Origin of the sequence: Kitasatospora sp. NPDC059827, assembly GCF_042731675.1 — a bacterium.
Lineage (GTDB): Bacteria > Actinomycetota > Actinomycetes > Streptomycetales > Streptomycetaceae > Kitasatospora.
Genome location: NZ_JBHWIV010000070.1, coordinates 24,846 through 41,877, shown reverse-complemented (window position 1 = coordinate 41,877; position 17,032 = coordinate 24,846). Strand labels below are relative to the sequence as shown.

Sequence of the window (17,032 nt, the reverse complement as noted above, 5' to 3'; positions counted from 1 at the left end):
GTGCGCGATACTGGGATTGAACCAGTGACCCCTACCGTGTCAAGGTAGTGCTCTCCCGCTGAGCTAATCGCGCCTGGTGTGGCGGTTGTGCAGCGAGCCCCGATGGGCTCGTTACTGTGCGCGATACTGGGATTGAACCAGTGACCCCTACCGTGTCAAGGTAGTGCTCTCCCGCTGAGCTAATCGCGCCTGGTGAGGCGGTTGTGCAGCGGACCTCGTGAGGTCCGACGTGCGCGATACTGGGATTGAACCAGTGACCCCTACCGTGTCAAGGTAGTGCTCTCCCGCTGAGCTAATCGCGCGGGGAGGTCTCCCGGTCGAACCGGGAGAACCCCTTGGAGGTGGAGACGGGATTTGAACCCGTGTACACGGCTTTGCAGGCCGTTGCCTCGCCTCTCGGCCACTCCACCAGGCAACACATGAAGAACGACCTTACACTGTTCTCCATCGAGCGGACGACGAGATTCGAACTCGCGACCCTCACCTTGGCAAGGTGATGCTCTACCAACTGAGCTACGTCCGCCTGTCTCCCCGGGACCTTCACCGCTTTTCCTCGGCTGCGCTCCCTGGCGACGTGTTGAACTCTAGCGGATTCCCGGGCCAGCTAAAAATCCGTTCCCGCAGCGTGCCGAGGGGATGCCGACGGAGTGCCGTTCCGTCAGCCCCTCCGGCCGGTCACCGGCCACCACCTGCGGCGCTCCCGGACGATCATCCGCAGGCCACCCGGCGCACACCGGCGCTACGCACTCAGCTGCTCGTACGCGGGGGGCGCGGAGGGCTCGGGCCAGACCCGGGGCACGCCCCCGACCTACACTTCAAGCACCGCCACCCCCAGCACCACCGCGCAGGAGAACCGTGTCCGGCCATCCCGACCCCCGCACCCCGCTCGCCCGCTTCGGCGGCCGCCTGGCCACCGGACTGCGCGACGTCACCTCGGACCCGGCCGCGCTCGACTCCTCCGGCTACTGGGCCGTCGCCTACGACTTCGAGGGCCGGCTGACCTGCGCCCGCTTCGACGAGGTCCGCCCTGCGCCCGCCCCGCCCTCCGGCGCGGGCTGGCACGGCCCGGACGCCGGCAGCTGGCGCAGCTCCCTGGACCGCGCCGCCTACACCGCGGGCGTACGCCGCATCCGCGCGCACATAGCCGCCGGCGAGGTCTACCAGGCCAACCTCTGCCGGGTGCTCTCCGCGCCGCTGCCCGACCCCGACCGCAGCGACATCGACGCCCTCACCGGCCTCCTCGCCCGCGGCAACCCCGCCCCCTACGCCGGGACCGTCCTACTGCCCGACCACGGCGTCGAGATCGCCACCGCCTCCCCGGAGCTCTACCTGCACCGCACCGGGCGCACCGTCTCGTCCGGCCCGATCAAGGGCACCGGCCGCACCGAGGGCGACCTCCTCGACAAGGACCACGCCGAGAACGTGATGATCGTCGACCTGGTCCGCAACGACCTCGGCCGGGTCTGCGGGACCGGTACCGTCACCGTGCCCGACCTCTGCGTCGTCGAGAAGCACCCCGGCCTGGTCCACCTGGTCTCCACCGTCGAGGGCACCCTGCGCGACGGCGCCGGCTGGCCCGAACTGCTCGACGCGACCTTCCCGCCCGGCTCGGTCACCGGCGCCCCCAAGTCCAGTGCCCTGCGGATCATCGACGCCCTGGAGACCGCCCCCCGCGGCCCCTACTGCGGCGCGGTCGGCTGGGTCGACGCCGACCGCGGCGAGGGCGAACTCGCCGTCGGCATCCGCACCTTCTGGCTCGACCGGCAGGACCCGCGGGTACCGGTCCTGCGCTTCGGCACCGGCGCCGGCATCACCTGGGGCTCCGACCCCGAACGCGAGTGGGCGGAAACCGAGCTCAAGGCCGCCCGACTCGTCGCGATAGCGTCGGGCAGCGAGCCCGGCATCGACACCGCCCCCGAGCCGCACCGTGTCTAGGAACCGTGTCTAGGAGCAGCCCTCGATGAACACCCGCACCACGAGCTGGGTCAACGGAACCCTGGTCGACTCCGCCCACGCCGCCGTCTCGGTGCTCGACCACGGCCTCACCACCGGCGACGGCGTCTTCGAGACCATGAAGTCCGTCGACGGCCGGGCCTTCGCGGTCACCCGCCACCTCGACCGGCTCACCCGCTCCGCCCGCGGCCTCGGCCTGCCCGACCCGGACCACGCCGTGGTCCGCGAGGCCTGCGCCCAGGTCCTCGCCGCCAACCCGGCCCCGCTCGGCCGCCTGCGCGTCACCTACACCGGCGGCGACGCCCCCCTCAGCTCGGAGCGCGGCACCACCGGCCCCACCCTGGTGGTCGGCTTCAACGCCATCGGCCCCCGCCCCGACGAGACCGCCGTCGCCGTCGTCCCCTGGCGCCGAAACGAGCACAGCGCCGTCGCCGGCCTCAAGACCACCTCGTACGCCGAGAACGTGGTCGCCCTCGCGGCCGCCCACCGCACCGGCGCCTCCGAGGCCCTGCTCGCCAACACCGCGGGCCGACTCTGCGAGGGCACCGGCTCCAACGTCTTCGTGGTCCTCGGCGGCCGCCTGCTCACCCCGCCCCTCGCCTCCGGCTGCCTGGCCGGGATCACCCGGCAGCTGGTCATCGACTGGTGCGGCGCCGAGGAGGCCGACCTCCCGCTCGGCGCCCTCGAGGAGGCCGAGGAGATCTTCCTGACCTCCACCACCCGCGACGTCCAGGCCGTCACCCGCGTCGACGACCGCCGACTGCCCGGCACCGGCCCGGTCACCGCCAAGGCCATGGCCGTCTTCGCCGAGCGCAGCGGCGACGACCTCGACCCCTGACCCCGGGGAAACGGCCGGGCAGACGCCCCGGGCAGCGCGGATAACCTTCCCGGCGAGGGGAAGGGACCACCACATGACCACCACGCTGCGCCCCGAGGGCCCGGAGACACCCACCACGGCCGGCGGCCGCACCAGACGCTGGCGGATCCTCGCGAACGGCCACCAGGTCGGCGCCCTGCGCACCAGCTCAGCCCGTCACGACAGTGAACTCTGGGGTGAGATAGCGGAGTTGGAGATCACGGAGGGCCGCGGTCGGGGCCGCGGCACCTTCGGCGCCCTGGCCGCGGAGGAGGTGCTGCGCGCCTGGGGCTGCACCCGGGTCGACGTCGTCGTCCCCGAGTCCGCCCCGATCGCCCGGGGGCTCGTCGCCGCCCTCGGCTACACCGAGCGGATGCGGAACCTGGGCAAGAGCCTGGCCACCGCCCCGCCGCTGCCCGCCGGTGTCACCGCCCGCCCGATCGACGCCGCCGAGTTCCCCGCCTGGATCGACCGGGCCGCGCGGGAGTACGTCCAGTCCCTGCGGGACTCCGGCCTCACCGAGGCGCAGGCCCGCGCCAAGTCGCGCCTGGACCACCGCAACGTCCTCCAGCAGGGGGTCGAGACCCCCGGCGTCGCCTTGCGCCGCCTCCACGGCCCGGGCGGCGCCCCCGAGCCGCTCGGCTCGCTCTGGGTGAACCTCCACCTGCGCGACCTGCCGGACGGCACCCCGCTCGCCTGGGTCATGGTGGTCGAGGTGGACCGGGCCCACCGCGGCCGGGGCCACGGCCGCACCCTGATGCTGCTCGCCGAGCGGGAGTGCCTGGCCGCCGGAGTGCGCGAACTCGGCCTGAACGTCTTCTCCGGCAACCGGGCCGCCCTCCGGCTCTACGCCTCGCTCGGCTACCGGGTCGTCAACCGCTGTTACGGCAAGCCGCTGTGAGCGGTTGACGCAACGTCAGCCCGACGGGGCGTCAGGTGCGTCAGGAGGCCTTCGCCGCTTCGATGGCCGCGACGATCCGCTCGCGCAGCCCGTCCTGGCTCTTCCCGCCGTCCAACCGCTCGCGGCCGATCACGTACGTCGGCGTCCCGGTGACCCCGATCGCCTTGCCCTCGGCCTGGTCGGAGTCCACGATCAGCATGTGTCGGCCGTCGACCAGCGCGGTGTCGACCTCCTCGGCGTCCACCCCGACCTCCCGGGCCACCTCCAGCAGCAGCTTCTGCCCCCGGGCGTCCAACTCCTCGACCCGGGCCAGCAGCGCCTCCACGAACGGCCACCCCAGCCCCTGGGCGAACGCCTCCTCGGCCGCCTCCGCCGCGGCGTAGGCGTGCTTGTGCTTCTCCAGCGGGAAGTGCCGCAGCTCGACGGAGAGCGCGTCGCCGTACTGCGCGCGCAGCGCCCGTACGTCGTCCAGGGCGGTGCGGCAGTCCGGGCACTGGAGGTCGCACCAGAACTCGAGGCGGGGGAGGGAACCATCGATCATTCCCCCAGTGTTCCACTAGTGGGTGCCCGCCCCCGCCCGGCGGTGCGCCCGAGGGCGGACCGAGAGGGAGGCACCGATGTCCAGGACCACCGGAAGCGAAGGGGCGCACCCGTGCTGACCGCGGCGATCAGTTTCCTCCTCACGGCCGGCGGCGTGGCCGTCGCGGGCCTGCGGGCCCGGCGGCGGCGCTTCCGCTCGGCGACCCGCTGGTTCGCGGTCGCCCTGCTGCCCGCCGGGCTCTACCTGACCGGACTGTTCCCGCTGGCGAGCACGATCGGCCGGGAGTTCGCCGACTGGGCAACCAGGCTGGTCTTCGACCCCCGGGTGTGGACGGGCCTGGTGCTGCTCGGGGTCTCCGCCGCGTTGCTGTTCGCCAGCCGCCGGCCGGGCCGCCGCGGTGAGGTGGAGTCCTCCGCGGAGCGTCCGGCCGCGGCCGGAGCGGCTCCGGAGCGCCCGGCGGTGGCCCGGGCGCCCCAGGCGCCCAAGACGTCGAAGGACCCCAAGGCGTCCGGCAAGCCGCAGGCGGGTAAGCGGGACGACGGCCTCGGCGACTTCGCCGACATCGAGGAGATCCTCCGCAAGCGCGGCATCTGAGCCGGGCGGGAGGTGCGGCGCCGGTCAGGCGGGGGCGACGGCCTCCGCCGACCGCTGGCGCGCCCGGTAGGCGGCGACGTGCAGCCGGTTCCCGCAGGTGCGGCTGTCGCAGTAGCGCCGGGAGCGGTTTCGGGAGAGGTCCACGAAGACCCGCGCGCAGTCCGGCGCCTCGCAGCGGCGCAGCCGCTCCCGCTCGCCCGCCATGAGGATGAAGGCCAGCGCCATGCCGAGTTCCGCCGCGAGGTGGGGCCCGAGCGCGGCGTGCGGGGCGAAGTAGTGGATGTGCCAGTCGTGGTGGTCGTGGTTGACCAGCCGGGGCGTCGTCCCGGCGGCCGCGACGATCGCGTTGACCAGCTCGGCGGCCGCTTCGGTGGACTCCGTCCAGAACACCTCGCGCAGCCGGGTGCGCAGCTCCTGCACCTGGCGCAGGTCATCCTCGGTCAGCGAGTCGATCTCGCTGATCTCCTGGCGGCCCACGAAGGCGTCCAGCGCGGCGACGTCCGGCAGTCGCTCGTCGCCGCACACCTCGGGCGCGGTGTTGAGCAGATCCACGAGGATGCTCAGCGCGCACTCGGTGTCATGGGTGATCAGCACGTTGGGACTCCTCGCGCAGGGGGACTCCGGTACCCCGCGTCCACGGTTACCCCAGACCATACCGGCCCTTGCGGCATAAGGGCGGCGCCTTCGTTCGAAGGCCTGTACGGATTCCGGCGGAGTGTCCCGGTCTGGGCGCGGCCCGGGTGTCGGCGGCCCTGCCGAGCCCCTCGCCCCGTGGCCCGGGAGGAGCCGCCGCGGCCCCCGGAAACGACGGTGGCGCCCGGCAGCGAGGCCGGCCACCCGTGACGGATGGCCGGCTCCGATGCCGGGCGCCTGCGGTGCTGTGGCCCCGCTCCGGTGGGAGCGGGCCGTTTCACCGGCCCCGAGACCGCGTGGTGCGCGGCTGAGTCCGCTGCCGTGCCCCCGAGTAGGACGGCAGCGATGACGGCAGGAAGTACGGCCCCGCCGACAGCGGGGCTGGACCGCCTCCGGTCGGGGTCAGCTTTCGGCGAGGATGTGGGACAGCTCCCGGTCGAGGTCGAAGTGACGGTGTTCGGTGCCGGGGGGCACCGCGGCGTCCGTCCGCTTGAGGAACGACTCAAGCGCGCGGGCCGGGGCTTCCAGCAGGGCTTCTCCTTCCGGAGAGCTCAGGGCGATGCAGACCACCCCTTGCCCGTGGCTGCGCGACGGCCACACCCGGACGTCGCCGGTACCGGTGGGTCGGTGCAGCCCCTCCGCGAGGAGATCTCGGGCGAACACCCACTCCACGGTCTCGTCGGCGCCCGTGTGGAACGTGGCGTGCACGGCGTAGGGGTCGGCGGTGTCGTAGCGCAGGCCCGCGGGGACGGGCAGTGATGACTCGCTGGACACGATGAGGCGCAGGTGCAGCTCGCAGCTGACCGTGGTGTTCATAAGCGCCATGGCCTTTCGCTCAGTGTGCGCTCGGGGAATCGCACGTCGGCGAACGGACCATCCCACCCCCAAGACCGATGTAAACCCCTCTGTCCCGATTCGGGCGCGAGTCGTACCCCTTACGGCGCATTGCGGAATCGCCCCGGAGTACCCGCCCGGGGCATTACCGGCGGTTCTTCTCGGTCGGATTCCGGATCGGCGTGCGGGCGGTCCGTCGGAGTGCCGGGCGGGCCGGGAACAGGGGAGCGGGTGGTGCGACCGGGCCCGACGAGTCGTGCGCGCGGGCGGGAGGGACGGGACGGGCGGCGGGGAGGCCCCGGCCCCGGGCGCCGGGGCGGGGTCGCCGGCGGGCGGGGTGTTCGGAGCACCCTCCTGGATGCGGTAATGTTTTCCCTGCACCCGGGCGATTAGCTCAGCGGGAGAGCACTTCGTTCACACCGAAGGGGTCACTGGTTCGATCCCAGTATCGCCCACCGGAATGCATTGTGATATGTGAGGCCCAGTCGATTATCGGCTGGGCCTCACATGTATTTCCGGAAATCCATCCGAAGAGCCGGTATCGAATCCGGCTGAGGGCCAGTCATCTTCCGTGCGGGGCGCGAGTTCTGTGGATGCGTCGGCCGTACCCCGGAAGAGCGAGTTGTACGACCGCCCCCGAATGGTGCTAGAGTTCTTCTCGTTGCCCGGGCGATTAGCTCAGCGGGAGAGCACTTCGTTCACACCGAAGGGGTCACTGGTTCGATCCCAGTATCGCCCACCCGGACAGCACGCAGGCCCTGACCAGGAAACCGGTCGGGGCCTGCGGCGCGTTCCGGGCCGTCGTGCCGGTGAAGGGCTATGCCGCCGCCCGGCACCCGTGCTCCGGCTCCAGCCGACGACCGCAGACGCACCGGGCCGGCCGCAGCGGCCACGACAGGTCCACCCGCTCCGGCGTTCCCGAGCGGTCGAACCAGGCCTGCAGCCCCCGGGCCTGCGCCGCGTGCCAGACCGCCTGCCGCAGGTGCAGCTCCGCCGCCGTCAGCCCGCCGAGCGCCGCCGGATAGCGGGCGCCTATTCGCCGGATCAACGACAGGGCCGCCGTCGCGTCCGCCGCCGCGTCGTGCGCCCCGGCGAGGTCCACCCCGTAGTGGGCGCACAGGTCGGTCAGCGTCCGCCGGCCCTTGCGGTAGCGGTCCACGTGCTTGTCCAGCACCCGCGGATCCAGCACCACCAGCCCCGCCCCGTCCAGCCCGGTGCTCAACGGCAGGCCGTGGTGGCGCCGCAACTCCCGGTCCAGCAGGGTCAGGTCGTAGGGGGCGTTCATCACCACCACCGGGCGGCCGGCCCGCGCCTGGGCCGCCAGCGCGCGGGTGACCTCGGCCACCACCGTGCGGGCCGGGCGCCCGTACGTGCGGACCTGATCGTCGGTGATGCCGTGCACCGCCCGCGCCCCGTCCGGGATCGGGACACCCGGATCGGCGAGCCAGGTGGTGGTCTGCGCCGGTGCGCCCGGGGTGAGTTGGACGACCAGGGCGGCGGAGACGATGCGGTCGGACTCCACGTCCACGCCGGTCGTCTCGGTGTCGAAGGAAGCGAGCGGGCCGGTGTACCAGTGCTGCTGCATGACTGCCCCTCAGGCGTGCGTTCCGCGCCCTGGTGATACCCGGTTCTGACGGTCGCTCAACCCGTTTGGCCCAGCTCCGACCGGGGATCCTGCCACTGGGCCGCTCGGCCCGGACGGGCCCGGAGCCGGGGGAGGCCACGGGGCGATGGCACTGACACAGCCGCAGCCCGACGGCGCGGCGACCACACTCAGGGGGAACCTCGCGGTCACCGCCTGCATGGAGACGCTGCAGGTCGGCTACCTGCACGCGGTCGCCGCGGCGGCCGGCTGCTCGCTCTCCCAGCCGTTCCCGGACAACGGCATCGACTGGCAGGTCAGCCACGGCTCCCGGGAGCACGACGTGGACGACGAGGTCACCATCAAGATCCAGCTCAAGGCGACCCAGCAGATCGCGCCCGGTCCGGCCGGGCCGTTCTTCAGCTTCACCCTGGACAACGACCACCTGCGCAAGCTCGCCCGCGCCCGGGTCGCCGTCCCGCGGATCCTGGTCGTGATGCTGCTGCCGCGCCGGGTCGACCACTGGCTCCGGGCCCGCCCGGACGCCCTCGAACTGCGGCACTGCTGCTACTGGGTCAACCTGGCCGGCCACCCCGTCACCGGGAAGCGGCGCACCAACGTCCGGGTGCCCACCGACAAGGTCTTCGACGACCGCGCGCTCTGCGACATCATGGCCCGGGTCGGCGCGGGCGGCAGCCCGTGACCGCCCGGCCCCGGCAGCGAGGAAGCACGCCCATGACCCTGCCGAACGGACCGGAGGGCCGGGCCCTGCCCGACCCGGCCACGGTCGACCCCGCGGTGCTCGCCACCCTGCTCGCCCGGCACGGCTGGGTCCGGCGCGGCGGCCCCGCCGCCCGGTACGGCCGCTGGACCCCGCCGGACGGCGAACCCGGCACCAGCCTCCTCCTCCCCACCGCCGACGGCTTCGACGACGCCGTCGACCTCCTCACCGACGCCGTCACCGCGCTCTCCCGCTCCCGCACCCCCTCCGCCCGCTCGATCCTCCTCGCCCTCGTCGTCCCCGGCGACGAACTCAACTGGCGCCGCGAACTGCCCGGCCCCGCCGACGCCACCCCCTGGGACGACGCCGAACGGCTCCAGCGGGCCGCGCGCTCGATGCTCGCCGCCGGGGCCAAGGCCGGCCGGACCACCGCCGGCTACTTCGGTGCCCGGTTGGACGGCCTCGCCGGGGAGTTCCTGGACCGCGTCCTCCTGGTCGAACAGGGCGCCGTCGACCAGGGCGCCGCCCTCACCGCCTACACCCCCGCCCCCGAGGGCCGCACCGCCGTCACCACCCTGGTCCGCGCGCTGGAGGCGCTGCGCGACGCGGTCGACTACCGCCGGGTCAGCGGCGGGCCCGAGGCCTTCGAGAACGCCGTCCGCTCCGGGGTCAGCCGGGAACTCGTCCGGTCCGTCGAGGACCTCGTCCGCGGCGCGACCGCCGCCCGGCTCACCGTCGCCTGGTCGCCCGCCGCCGGCACCCCGGGCGGATTCGGCGACCGCCGGATCGAGCTCGACTTCTCCCCCGGGGACCTGCCCGCCCTCGCCGAGGCCGCCGAACTGCTGGAGCGGATCGAACCCGCCGTCGACGTCACCGTCGTCGGCGTGGTCGTCCGCCTCAAGCGCGCCGACCCCGCCGGACCGGGCTCGATACGGCTCCGGGTGCTCGGCGGCGCCGAGGTCCGCGAACTCAAGGTCGGACTGCCCGACCCCGACTACCGGCTCGCCGCCGAGGCCCACCTCACCGGCGTCCCGGTCCGGGTCTCCGGCCGCCTGGAACGCCGCGACGGCTTCCGCCGGCTGACCCGCCCGCACGGCCTGGAGCTGTGCGGTTGGGCGGACGACGACCGCGAGCGGCTGCTCAAGGGGCTCCAGGAGAGAGGGGAGAGGTCCTGAGTGCGCGGTGCGGCTGGTGCTCTCGGTACCATCGTCACGCGCAGCGCAGTGTTGCGTCCTCTGAATCCAGCACGTCAGGAGAGACCGGTGACGGACGTCCGGGTAATCATCAACCGCGAACCCGATCGGGAAGAGCGCGTGGTGACCACGGGCACTACGGCCGCCGAGCTCTTCGCCGACGACCGCTCGATCATCGCCGCCCGCGTCGGCGGCCAGCTCAAGGACCTCGCGTACGCCGTCCAGGACGGCGACGAGGTCGAGCCGGTCGCGATCGGCAGCAAGGACGGCCTGGACATCCTGCGCCACTCCACCGCCCACGTCATGGCCCAGGCCGTGCAGCAGCTCTACCCCGAGGCCAAGCTCGGCATCGGCCCGCCGGTCAAGGACGGCTTCTACTACGACTTCGACGTCGAGAAGCCCTTCCACCCCGATGACCTCAAGGCCATCGAGAAGCGGATGCAGGAGATCATCAAGCGCGGGCAGAGGTTCTCCCGCCGCGTGGTCACCGACGAGGCCGCCGCCGAGGAGCTGGCCGCCGAGCCGTACAAGCTGGAGCTGATCGGCCTCAAGGGCTCCGCCGCCACCGCCGGCGAGGGCGCCGACGTCGAGGTCGGCGCCGGCGAGCTCACCATCTACGACAACCTGGACGCCAAGAGCGGCGAGCAGTGCTGGGGCGACCTCTGCCGCGGCCCGCACCTGCCCAGCACCCGGCACATCCCGGCGTTCAAGCTGATGCGCAACGCCGCCGCGTACTGGCGCGGCAGCGAGCGCAACCCCATGCTGCAGCGCATCTACGGGACCGCCTGGCCGACCAAGGACGAGCTCAAGGCCCACCTCGACTTCCTCGTCGAGGCCGAGAAGCGCGACCACCGCAAGCTCGGCAACGAGCTCGACCTCTTCTCCATCCCCGAGGAGATCGGCTCCGGCCTCGCCGTCTTCCACCCCAAGGGCGGCATCATCCGCCGCGCGATGGAGGACTACTCGCGCAAGCGGCACGAGGAAGAGGGCTACGAGTTCGTCTACACCCCGCACGCCACCAAGGGGAAGCTCTTCGAGAAGAGCGGCCACCTCGACTGGTACGCGGACGGTATGTACCCGCCCATGCAGCTCGACGAGGGCGTGGACTACTACCTCAAGCCGATGAACTGCCCGATGCACAACCTGATCTTCGACGCGCGCGGCCGCTCGTACCGTGAACTGCCGCTGCGCCTCTTCGAGTTCGGGACGGTGTACCGCTACGAGAAGTCGGGTGTGGTGCACGGCCTGACCCGGGCCCGCGGCTTCACGCAGGACGACGCCCACATCTACTGCACCCGCGAGCAGATGGCGGAGGAGCTCGACTCCACGCTGACCTTCGTGCTCAACCTCCTCCGTGACTACGGTCTGACCGACTTCTACCTGGAGCTGTCGACCAAGGACCCGGTCAAGTACGTCGGTTCGGACGAGACCTGGGAGGAGGCCACCCGCGTCCTGGCGAGCGTGGCCGAGAAGCAGGGCCTGCCGCTGGTCCCGGACCCGGGCGGCGCGGCCTTCTACGGCCCGAAGATCTCGGTGCAGGCGCGGGACGCCATCGGCCGTACCTGGCAGATGTCGACCATCCAGCTGGACTTCAACCTGCCGGAGCGCTTCGACCTGGAGTACACCGCTGCGGACGGTTCGCGTCAGCGGCCGGTCATGATCCACCGTGCGCTGTTCGGTTCGATCGAGCGGTTCTTCGCGGTGCTGCTGGAGCACTACGCCGGCGCCATGCCGCCGTGGCTGGCCCCGGTCACCGTGACCGGCATCCCGATCACCGACGAGCACGTGCCGTACCTGCTGGAGGTCGCGGCGAAGCTGAAGAAGCGCGGGATCCGTGTCGAGGTGGACACCTCGGACGACCGCATGCAGAAGAAGATCCGCAACGCACAGCGGGCCAAGACCCCGTTCATGCTGATCGCGGGCAACGACGACGTCGAGGCGGGCGCGGTGTCCTTCCGCTACCGCAACGGCGAGCAGAAGAACGGTGTGCCGCTCGACGAGGCGATTGCCGAGATCGTGGACGCCGTGGAGCGCCGCATCCAGGTGTGACGTAGTCCCCGCACGAGCGGGGGTGGCCCGGACGCGATCGGTCGGACGTGGCAGATGTGGACGTCGGCCCCGCCCTGGCGGGGATGCGCGGGGCAGGCTCTTCAAGAGTCTGCCCCGCGCGGCTTTGCAAGCACCCCCGGGCGAATATGCTGATCAGCATGACGACTGAGCCGGAACTGCAGCGGGGTGTCGGTGAGCCGGACGGCTTCCGCCGCCTGTGGACCCCCCATCGGATGGCGTACATCCAGGGTGAGAACAAGCCCACCGGCCCGGCTCCGGACGACGGTTGTCCGTTCTGCTCGATCCCGTCGCTGAGCGACGAGGAGGGGCTGGTCATCGCCCGGGGGAGTGCCGTGTTCGCGGTGCTGAACCTGTACCCGTACAACGGCGGGCACCTGATGGTGGTCCCGTACCGGCACGTGGCCGACTACACCGACCTGGACGGGGCGGAGACGGCCGAGCTGGCGGACTTCACCAAGAAGGCGATGACCGCGCTGCGCGCCGCCTCGGGGGCGCACGGGTTCAACATCGGGATGAACCAGGGCGCGGCGGCCGGGGCCGGGATCGCGGCGCACCTGCACCAGCACGTGGTGCCGCGCTGGGGCGGGGACACCAACTTCATGCCGGTGGTCGGCCACACCAAGGTGCTGCCGCAGCTGCTGGCGGACACCCGCAAGATGCTGGCCGAGGCCTGGCCGCAGGGCTGAGCCGGCCGGACGCGCGAAGAGGGGCCTGCCACCGAACTCCTCGGTGGCGGGCCCCTCTTCACGCGTCGGTCCCGGTCAGTCGGCGCTGAACTCGTCGACCTTGTACGGGCGGGGGCTCTGCGCCTCGGACTTGATGATCGAGGTGCGGGTCTTGAAGAAGCGGTCCGCGTCGAGGTCGTGCTCCTGGAGGAACTCCAGAGTGGCGGTGTGCACCGCGCTGAGCACCGGCACGGAGGCGTTCATGGCGTTGTCGACCATGGAGCGGTTGTTCCAGGCGGTGCCGACCCAGGAGTGCCGGAGTCCGAACGGCTCGGGCAGGCCGAGGCCGCCGCCGAGCCAGCCGAGCAGGCCGGGCATCTTGTGGAACGGTGCGCGGACGGCCTGGCGGACCACCTCGTCGTTGTCGATCAAGGGGAGCTTGACGGTGCGCTCCTCCCAGAACCGCACGGTCTTGGCGACCGACTTCTCCTTGTCCTTGGGCTTGTCGAAGAAGACGCCCTTGACCGGGCCGAGCGCGTAGCCGGCCACCGAGATGTTCAGCACGTTGGCGAGCAGGGTCACCGTGACGGTGAAGGTGATGATCAACTTGCCGTCGTGGGTGATGAACTGGGTGGCCAGGTAGTGCCGGGGGCCGCCGGAGAAGGTCTGCTTGTCGGCGAGGCTCTGTACGGCGAAGTCGCGCATCCGCTCGCCGTCCATGTCGGCGCCGCCGGGGCGGCTGATCTCGTCCGCGCCCTCGCCGATGTCGAAGACCGCCCACTGCTTGATGGCCACGTTGGGGATGCCGCTGTTGGCGACGTGGCTGACCCCGAGGCCCTTGAGGTGGGCGGAGATCCGGCGGACCAGGTCCCAGGGGTGGAAGGCCCGGAAGTCGGCGTGGCCCTCGGCGGGGTGCAGGGTGTCGGCCAGGCGCCACTCGCCCCAGCGGCGGCCGGCGCCGAGGATGCCCTTGGGGCCGGCGTAGTGGTGGACGTTGGTCTCCTGCTCGGCGTCCAGCCGGCCGAGCTTGTCGCGCAGGTCGTTGGCCTTCTTGTCCAGGTCGTCGCGGGGGACGGCCTTGGCGACGGTGGCGGCGACGGCGCTGCCCTCGACCAGGGCCTGCCAGCGGGCGCGGAGGTCGGTGGCGGAGCGTTCGACGATCCGGCGGGCGAGGTACCAGCCGAGCACCGGCGCGAGCATGGTGATCCGCAGGTAGATGCCGAGGATGCCCGCCGCCGGCGGGAACAGCGCCAGGTAGCCGGCCAGGACGGCGACCGCGATCAGGGCGAGGGCGCCGTAGGTGTCGGCCCCCCGGGCGCTGTCCCGCTTGAGCCAGGCGCGCAGTTGGAAGGCGCCGAGCCAGATCAGGGTGCCGGGGAGGAAGAGCAGGCCGGTGACGACGGTGACGGTGCTGAGCTGCCGGTCGCGGGCGTGCCGGAGTTCCTCGGCGGCCAGGCAGTGCTCGACGACCTGGCGGGTGTCGACGCCGAAGGAGGGGACGAGGGGCTTGCGGTCGCCGCCGAGGGCGCGCGAGACCAGGGCCTTGCTGAAGGCCTCGCCGAGGTTGGGGCGGAAGAGCGCGAAGCGGCCCTTCTTCTCCTTGGCGTCGGTGACGTCGGTGACGAACTTGCCGATCTCGCCGTCGCGGTAGGCGGCGGAGGAGAGCGCCTGGGTGACGGCCGTCTGCGGGCCGGTGTCGGTCCGGGGTATCTGCGCACCCGGGGTCATGTCGAGTGTGGCCACGGTGGCGTCTGCTCCTCCCCTTGTCAGCGGCAGGTTACCGTGCCGTGGCACCCCTGCGCGGATGATCGTCTGAACTACCGTCACGAAGCGGTGCGTTCCGGCCGCACCGGGGCCTGAGGGGCATGATGCCCAGCTTCGGCCAGGTCGATACCCGCCCGGGCCGACGGCGTGAGGGTGGAGGAGGATGGAGGTGAAGGCGATGAAGGGGGTTGTCGTGGTGAAGGATCCGGTGCTGGTCTTCGACGGGGACTGCGCGTTCTGTTCGTCCTGCGTGCGCTGGGGGGAGCGGTACCTGCGGCAGACGCTGGCCTCGGGTGGCTGGGAGCCGGTGCCGTTCCAGTTCGCGGACCTGGCGGAGCTGGACGCGGTGGCGGGCGGCCGCGGTGAGGTGTCGGCCGAGCGGGCCGAGCGCGAGGTGCTGTGGGTGACGCCGGCCGGCCGGGTGTACGGGGGCGCGCAGGCGGTGGCGCGGCTGCTGCTGCGCACCGGGGGCGCGTGGGCGTACCTGGGCGCGCTGTTGACCTTGGCGCCGGTGCGGCCGGTGGCGGGTGCGGTGTACCGCTGGGTGTCGCGGAACCGGCACCGGATGCCGGGGGGTACGGCGGCGTGCGCGCTGCCGAACCGGAAGCCCGCTCAGTCGGTGTAGCGCCCGGCCAGGGCGGCGGGCATGGGTTCGTGGCGCAGGTAGGCGCGGGAGAACTCGGCGGTGCCGTGGGTGAGGGAGCGCAGGTCGACCGGGTAGCGGACGAGTTCGAGTTCGGGGACCTCCGCGCGCAGCAGGGTCAGCCCCTGGCCGCCGGTTTCGGTGCCGAGGACGCGGCCGCGGCGTGCGGAGAGGTCGCCGAGGACGGCGCCGAGGTACTCGTCGGGCAGCAGGACGCTGACGGCGGCGACGGGTTCGAGCAGCCGGATGACGGCGTGTTCGGCGGCGTCGCGCAGGGCGAGGGCGGCGGCGTTCTGGAAGGAGGCGTCGGAGGAGTCGACGGAGTGCGCCTTGCCGTCGGTGAGGGTGACCCGGACGTCGACGAGCGGGAAGCCGGTGGCGACGCCCTTGGCGAGCTGGGCGCGGACGCCCTTCTCGACGGAGGGGATGAAGTGCTTGGGGACGGCGCCGCCGACGACGTGTTCCTGGAACTCGAAGCCGGAGCCGGCCGGGAGGGGTTCGACCTCCAGGTCGCAGATGGCGTACTGGCCGTGGCCGCCGGACTGTTTGACGAGGCGTCCGTGGCCGGCGGCGGCGGTGCCGAAGGTCTCGCGCAGGGCGACCTTGGGTTCGACGGTGTCGACGTGGACGCCGTGGCGGGTGCGCAGCCGGTCGAGGACGACCTCGGCGTGGGCTTCGCCGGTGCACCAGAGGACGAGCTGGTGGGTGTCGGGGTTCTGTTCGAGCCGTAGGGCCGGGTCCTCGGCGGTGAGCCGGGTGAGGGCCTGGGAGAGCTTGTCGTCGTCGGCCTTGCTGTGGGCTTCGACGGCGATCGGGAGCAGGGGTTCGGGGAGGGTCCAGCCGTCGAGTTCGACGGGGTGGCCGGGGTCGTGGACGGTGTCGCCGGCCCGGGCGGTGGTGAGTTTGGCGGCGCAGACGAGGTCTCCGGCGACGGCGTGCGGGACGGGGCGCTGGAGTTTGCCGAAGGGGCTGGTGAGGCCGGTGACGCGTTCGTCGCCGTTCTGGTCGGCGGTGTGGGCGGGGCCGACGAGGTGGATCCGGCTGTCGGGGCGCAGGGTGCCGGCGTAGACGCGCAGCAGGCTGATCCGGCCGACGTAGGCGTCGCCGGTGACGCGGACGACCTGGGCGGCGAGCGGGGCGTCGGGGTCGCAGGCGGGGGCGGGGCGGGTGCGTTCGGTGGGGTTCGGGAAGGCGTGGGTGATCAGGTCGAGGAGTTCGGCGGCGCCGAGGCCGTTGTCGCTGGTGGGGACGGCGGGGTGGAGCGTGCAGTCGAGGACTTCGCGGCGCAGCCCGGCTTCGAGGGAGTCGGCGTCGAGGGGGTCGCCGGAGAGGTAGCGCTCCATGAGGGTGTCGTCCTGGCCGGAGATGGCTTCGACGAGGCTGTCGTGGGCGGGGCCGGTGTCGGGGAGGGGGTCGGCGTCGCCGTAGGTGTCGCCGGTGAGGAGGTCGACGCTGCCGTCGGGGTGTCCGTCGTGGAGGACGGGCAGGAAGAGCGGGCGCAGGGTGTCCGGGCCGAGCTCGAAGGCGTCGTGGCAGCTGGTGAGGATGTCGTCGAAGCCGGTGCGGGCGAGGTCGAGTTTGGCGACGGCGATGGCGCGCGGGATGCCCTCGGCGGCGCACTCGCGCCAGAGGGCGCGGGTGGGGGCGGTGACCGGGTCGGTGGCGGAGACGACGAAGACGGCGGCGTCGGCGGCGTGCAGGGCGGCGCGCAGGTCGGCGGCGAAGTCGGGGTGGCCGGGCGGGTCGATCAGGTTGATCTTGACGCCCTTCCATTCGAGGGGGAGCAGCGAGAGCTGGACGGAGCGCTGCTGCTGGTGCTCGATGTCCTCGTGGTCGGAGACGGTGGTGCCGTCGGCGACGCGGCCGGGCCGGGCGGTGGCGCCGGCGGCGAGGGCGAGGGATTCGGCGAGGGTGGTCTTGCCCACACCGCTGGAGCCGACGAGGACGACGTTGCGCAGGTCCGTGGGGCCGGTGACGGCGGGTGCCTGGCCGGCTCGTGCGGTGCTGCGGTCGGGCATCGGGGTCTCCTCCCGTGGCGCCGAAGCTGTCCTTGGCAGTTTAGGCGTGCCGCCCGGATCAGGC

The 17,032-nt window shown here is 72.5% G+C and carries 15 protein-coding genes and 7 tRNA genes; 11 read left to right on the top strand and 11 right to left on the bottom strand.

Translation table 11 applies throughout. From position 1 onward, the window contains the following. Window position 1 precedes the first annotated feature (1 nt). The 5 genes from ACFV8H_RS31765 to ACFV8H_RS31745 all read right to left on the bottom strand — a co-directional run bounded on the left by ACFV8H_RS31765 (window position 2) and on the right by ACFV8H_RS31745 (window position 523). A tRNA-Val gene (locus ACFV8H_RS31765) sits at window positions 2-73 on the bottom strand. 44 nt (window positions 74-117) lie between these two features. Beyond that, window positions 118-189, bottom strand: a tRNA-Val gene (locus tag ACFV8H_RS31760). Window positions 190-230: 41 nt separating this feature from the next. Further along, window positions 231-302, bottom strand: a tRNA-Val gene (locus ACFV8H_RS31755). 34 nt (window positions 303-336) lie between these two features. After that, a tRNA-Cys gene (locus ACFV8H_RS31750) sits at window positions 337-410 on the bottom strand. A gap of 40 nt (window positions 411-450) precedes the next feature. After that, a tRNA-Gly gene (locus ACFV8H_RS31745) sits at window positions 451-523 on the bottom strand. A gap of 332 nt (window positions 524-855) precedes the next feature. On the opposite strand from ACFV8H_RS31745, the gene ACFV8H_RS31740 reads away from it, so the two are divergent. The 3 genes from ACFV8H_RS31740 to ACFV8H_RS31730 all read left to right on the top strand — a co-directional run bounded on the left by ACFV8H_RS31740 (window position 856) and on the right by ACFV8H_RS31730 (window position 3,710). Continuing rightward, on the top strand, window positions 856-1,935 hold the full coding sequence (locus ACFV8H_RS31740) for a chorismate-binding protein (RefSeq protein WP_380406893.1): 1,080 nt from the start codon (window positions 856-858) through the stop codon (window positions 1,933-1,935). A gap of 25 nt (window positions 1,936-1,960) precedes the next feature. Beyond that, the gene (locus tag ACFV8H_RS31735) at window positions 1,961-2,791 is read left to right on the top strand and encodes an aminotransferase class IV (protein WP_380406892.1); all 831 of its coding nucleotides are present in this window, start codon (window positions 1,961-1,963) and stop codon (window positions 2,789-2,791) included. A gap of 73 nt (window positions 2,792-2,864) precedes the next feature. Next, a complete protein-coding gene (locus tag ACFV8H_RS31730; protein WP_380406890.1) occupies window positions 2,865-3,710 on the top strand; it encodes a GNAT family N-acetyltransferase in 846 nt (281 codons plus the stop codon). A 40-nt stretch (window positions 3,711-3,750) separates the two neighbouring features. Here the strand turns inward: ACFV8H_RS31730 and ACFV8H_RS31725 are convergent, their stop codons facing one another. Next, complete coding sequence (locus tag ACFV8H_RS31725) at window positions 3,751-4,251, bottom strand: DsbA family protein (protein WP_380406888.1); 501 nt, start codon at window positions 4,249-4,251, stop codon at window positions 3,751-3,753. Between the two features lie 111 nt (window positions 4,252-4,362). Between ACFV8H_RS31725 and ACFV8H_RS31720 the strand changes: the two genes are divergently transcribed. Next, complete coding sequence (locus ACFV8H_RS31720) at window positions 4,363-4,845, top strand: hypothetical protein (protein ID WP_380406886.1); 483 nt, start codon at window positions 4,363-4,365, stop codon at window positions 4,843-4,845. A gap of 24 nt (window positions 4,846-4,869) precedes the next feature. Here ACFV8H_RS31720 and ACFV8H_RS31715 read toward each other — a convergent pair whose 3' ends face one another. Beyond that, entirely contained in the window at window positions 4,870-5,439 is a 570-nt protein-coding gene (locus ACFV8H_RS31715) for a CGNR zinc finger domain-containing protein (protein ID WP_360230149.1), read from the bottom strand. A 441-nt stretch (window positions 5,440-5,880) separates the two neighbouring features. After that, a complete protein-coding gene (locus ACFV8H_RS31710; RefSeq protein ID WP_030056266.1) occupies window positions 5,881-6,294 on the bottom strand; it encodes an SsgA family sporulation/cell division regulator in 414 nt (137 codons plus the stop codon). A 401-nt stretch (window positions 6,295-6,695) separates the two neighbouring features. Here ACFV8H_RS31710 and ACFV8H_RS31705 point away from each other — a divergent pair. Together ACFV8H_RS31705 and ACFV8H_RS31700 are read left to right on the top strand one after the other, a co-directional pair. Further along, a tRNA-Val gene (locus ACFV8H_RS31705) sits at window positions 6,696-6,767 on the top strand. A gap of 212 nt (window positions 6,768-6,979) precedes the next feature. After that, window positions 6,980-7,051 (top strand) — tRNA-Val (locus ACFV8H_RS31700). A gap of 78 nt (window positions 7,052-7,129) precedes the next feature. On the opposite strand, the gene ACFV8H_RS31695 is transcribed toward ACFV8H_RS31700, so the two are convergent. Then, on the bottom strand, window positions 7,130-7,897 hold the full coding sequence (locus tag ACFV8H_RS31695; RefSeq protein WP_375890042.1) for an exonuclease domain-containing protein: 768 nt from the start codon (window positions 7,895-7,897) through the stop codon (window positions 7,130-7,132). 145 nt (window positions 7,898-8,042) lie between these two features. On the opposite strand from ACFV8H_RS31695, the gene ACFV8H_RS31690 reads away from it, so the two are divergent. The 4 genes from ACFV8H_RS31690 to ACFV8H_RS31675 all read left to right on the top strand — a co-directional run bounded on the left by ACFV8H_RS31690 (window position 8,043) and on the right by ACFV8H_RS31675 (window position 12,564). Then, a complete protein-coding gene (locus tag ACFV8H_RS31690) occupies window positions 8,043-8,597 on the top strand; it encodes a DUF4365 domain-containing protein (RefSeq protein ID WP_360230145.1) in 555 nt (184 codons plus the stop codon). A 32-nt stretch (window positions 8,598-8,629) separates the two neighbouring features. After that, a complete protein-coding gene (locus ACFV8H_RS31685) occupies window positions 8,630-9,790 on the top strand; it encodes a hypothetical protein (RefSeq protein WP_380406884.1) in 1,161 nt (386 codons plus the stop codon). Window positions 9,791-9,877: 87 nt separating this feature from the next. Beyond that, the gene (gene thrS, locus ACFV8H_RS31680; RefSeq protein WP_380406882.1) at window positions 9,878-11,857 is read left to right on the top strand and encodes a threonine--tRNA ligase; all 1,980 of its coding nucleotides are present in this window, start codon (window positions 9,878-9,880) and stop codon (window positions 11,855-11,857) included. A 146-nt stretch (window positions 11,858-12,003) separates the two neighbouring features. Next, window positions 12,004-12,564: an HIT family protein gene (locus tag ACFV8H_RS31675; protein ID WP_380406880.1), complete on the top strand. Its 561-nt coding sequence runs from the start codon at window positions 12,004-12,006 to the stop codon at window positions 12,562-12,564. Between the two features lie 75 nt (window positions 12,565-12,639). Here the strand turns inward: ACFV8H_RS31675 and ACFV8H_RS31670 are convergent, their stop codons facing one another. Continuing rightward, a complete protein-coding gene (locus tag ACFV8H_RS31670) occupies window positions 12,640-14,286 on the bottom strand; it encodes a hypothetical protein (protein ID WP_380406878.1) in 1,647 nt (548 codons plus the stop codon). Window positions 14,287-14,485: 199 nt separating this feature from the next. Here ACFV8H_RS31670 and ACFV8H_RS31665 point away from each other — a divergent pair, with 199 nt between their 5' ends. Continuing rightward, window positions 14,486-14,932, top strand: a complete 447-nt coding sequence (locus tag ACFV8H_RS31665; protein ID WP_380406876.1) for a thiol-disulfide oxidoreductase DCC family protein — start codon at window positions 14,486-14,488, stop codon at window positions 14,930-14,932. Here ACFV8H_RS31665 and ACFV8H_RS31660 read toward each other — a convergent pair. After that, a complete protein-coding gene (locus ACFV8H_RS31660; RefSeq protein WP_380406874.1) occupies window positions 14,920-16,968 on the bottom strand; it encodes an elongation factor G-like protein EF-G2 in 2,049 nt (682 codons plus the stop codon). The genes ACFV8H_RS31665 and ACFV8H_RS31660 overlap by 13 nt on opposite strands. Between the last annotated feature and the right edge of the window lie 64 nt (window positions 16,969-17,032).

Coding starts and splice junctions, on each gene's coding strand:
- ACFV8H_RS31735 (WP_380406892.1), top strand. CDS start 1,961: ATGAACACCCGCACCACGAGCTGGGTCAACGGAACCCTGGTCGACTCC.
- ACFV8H_RS31730 (WP_380406890.1), top strand. CDS start 2,865: ATGACCACCACGCTGCGCCCCGAGGGCCCGGAGACACCCACCACGGCC.
- ACFV8H_RS31725 (WP_380406888.1), bottom strand. CDS start 4,251: ATGATCGATGGTTCCCTCCCCCGCCTCGAGTTCTGGTGCGACCTCCAG.
- ACFV8H_RS31710 (WP_030056266.1), bottom strand. CDS start 6,294: ATGAACACCACGGTCAGCTGCGAGCTGCACCTGCGCCTCATCGTGTCC.
- ACFV8H_RS31695 (WP_375890042.1), bottom strand. CDS start 7,897: ATGCAGCAGCACTGGTACACCGGCCCGCTCGCTTCCTTCGACACCGAG.
- ACFV8H_RS31690 (WP_360230145.1), top strand. CDS start 8,043: ATGGCACTGACACAGCCGCAGCCCGACGGCGCGGCGACCACACTCAGG.
- ACFV8H_RS31685 (WP_380406884.1), top strand. CDS start 8,630: ATGACCCTGCCGAACGGACCGGAGGGCCGGGCCCTGCCCGACCCGGCC.
- ACFV8H_RS31675 (WP_380406880.1), top strand. CDS start 12,004: ATGCTGATCAGCATGACGACTGAGCCGGAACTGCAGCGGGGTGTCGGT.
- ACFV8H_RS31665 (WP_380406876.1), top strand. CDS start 14,486: ATGAAGGGGGTTGTCGTGGTGAAGGATCCGGTGCTGGTCTTCGACGGG.
- ACFV8H_RS31660 (WP_380406874.1), bottom strand. CDS start 16,968: ATGCCCGACCGCAGCACCGCACGAGCCGGCCAGGCACCCGCCGTCACC.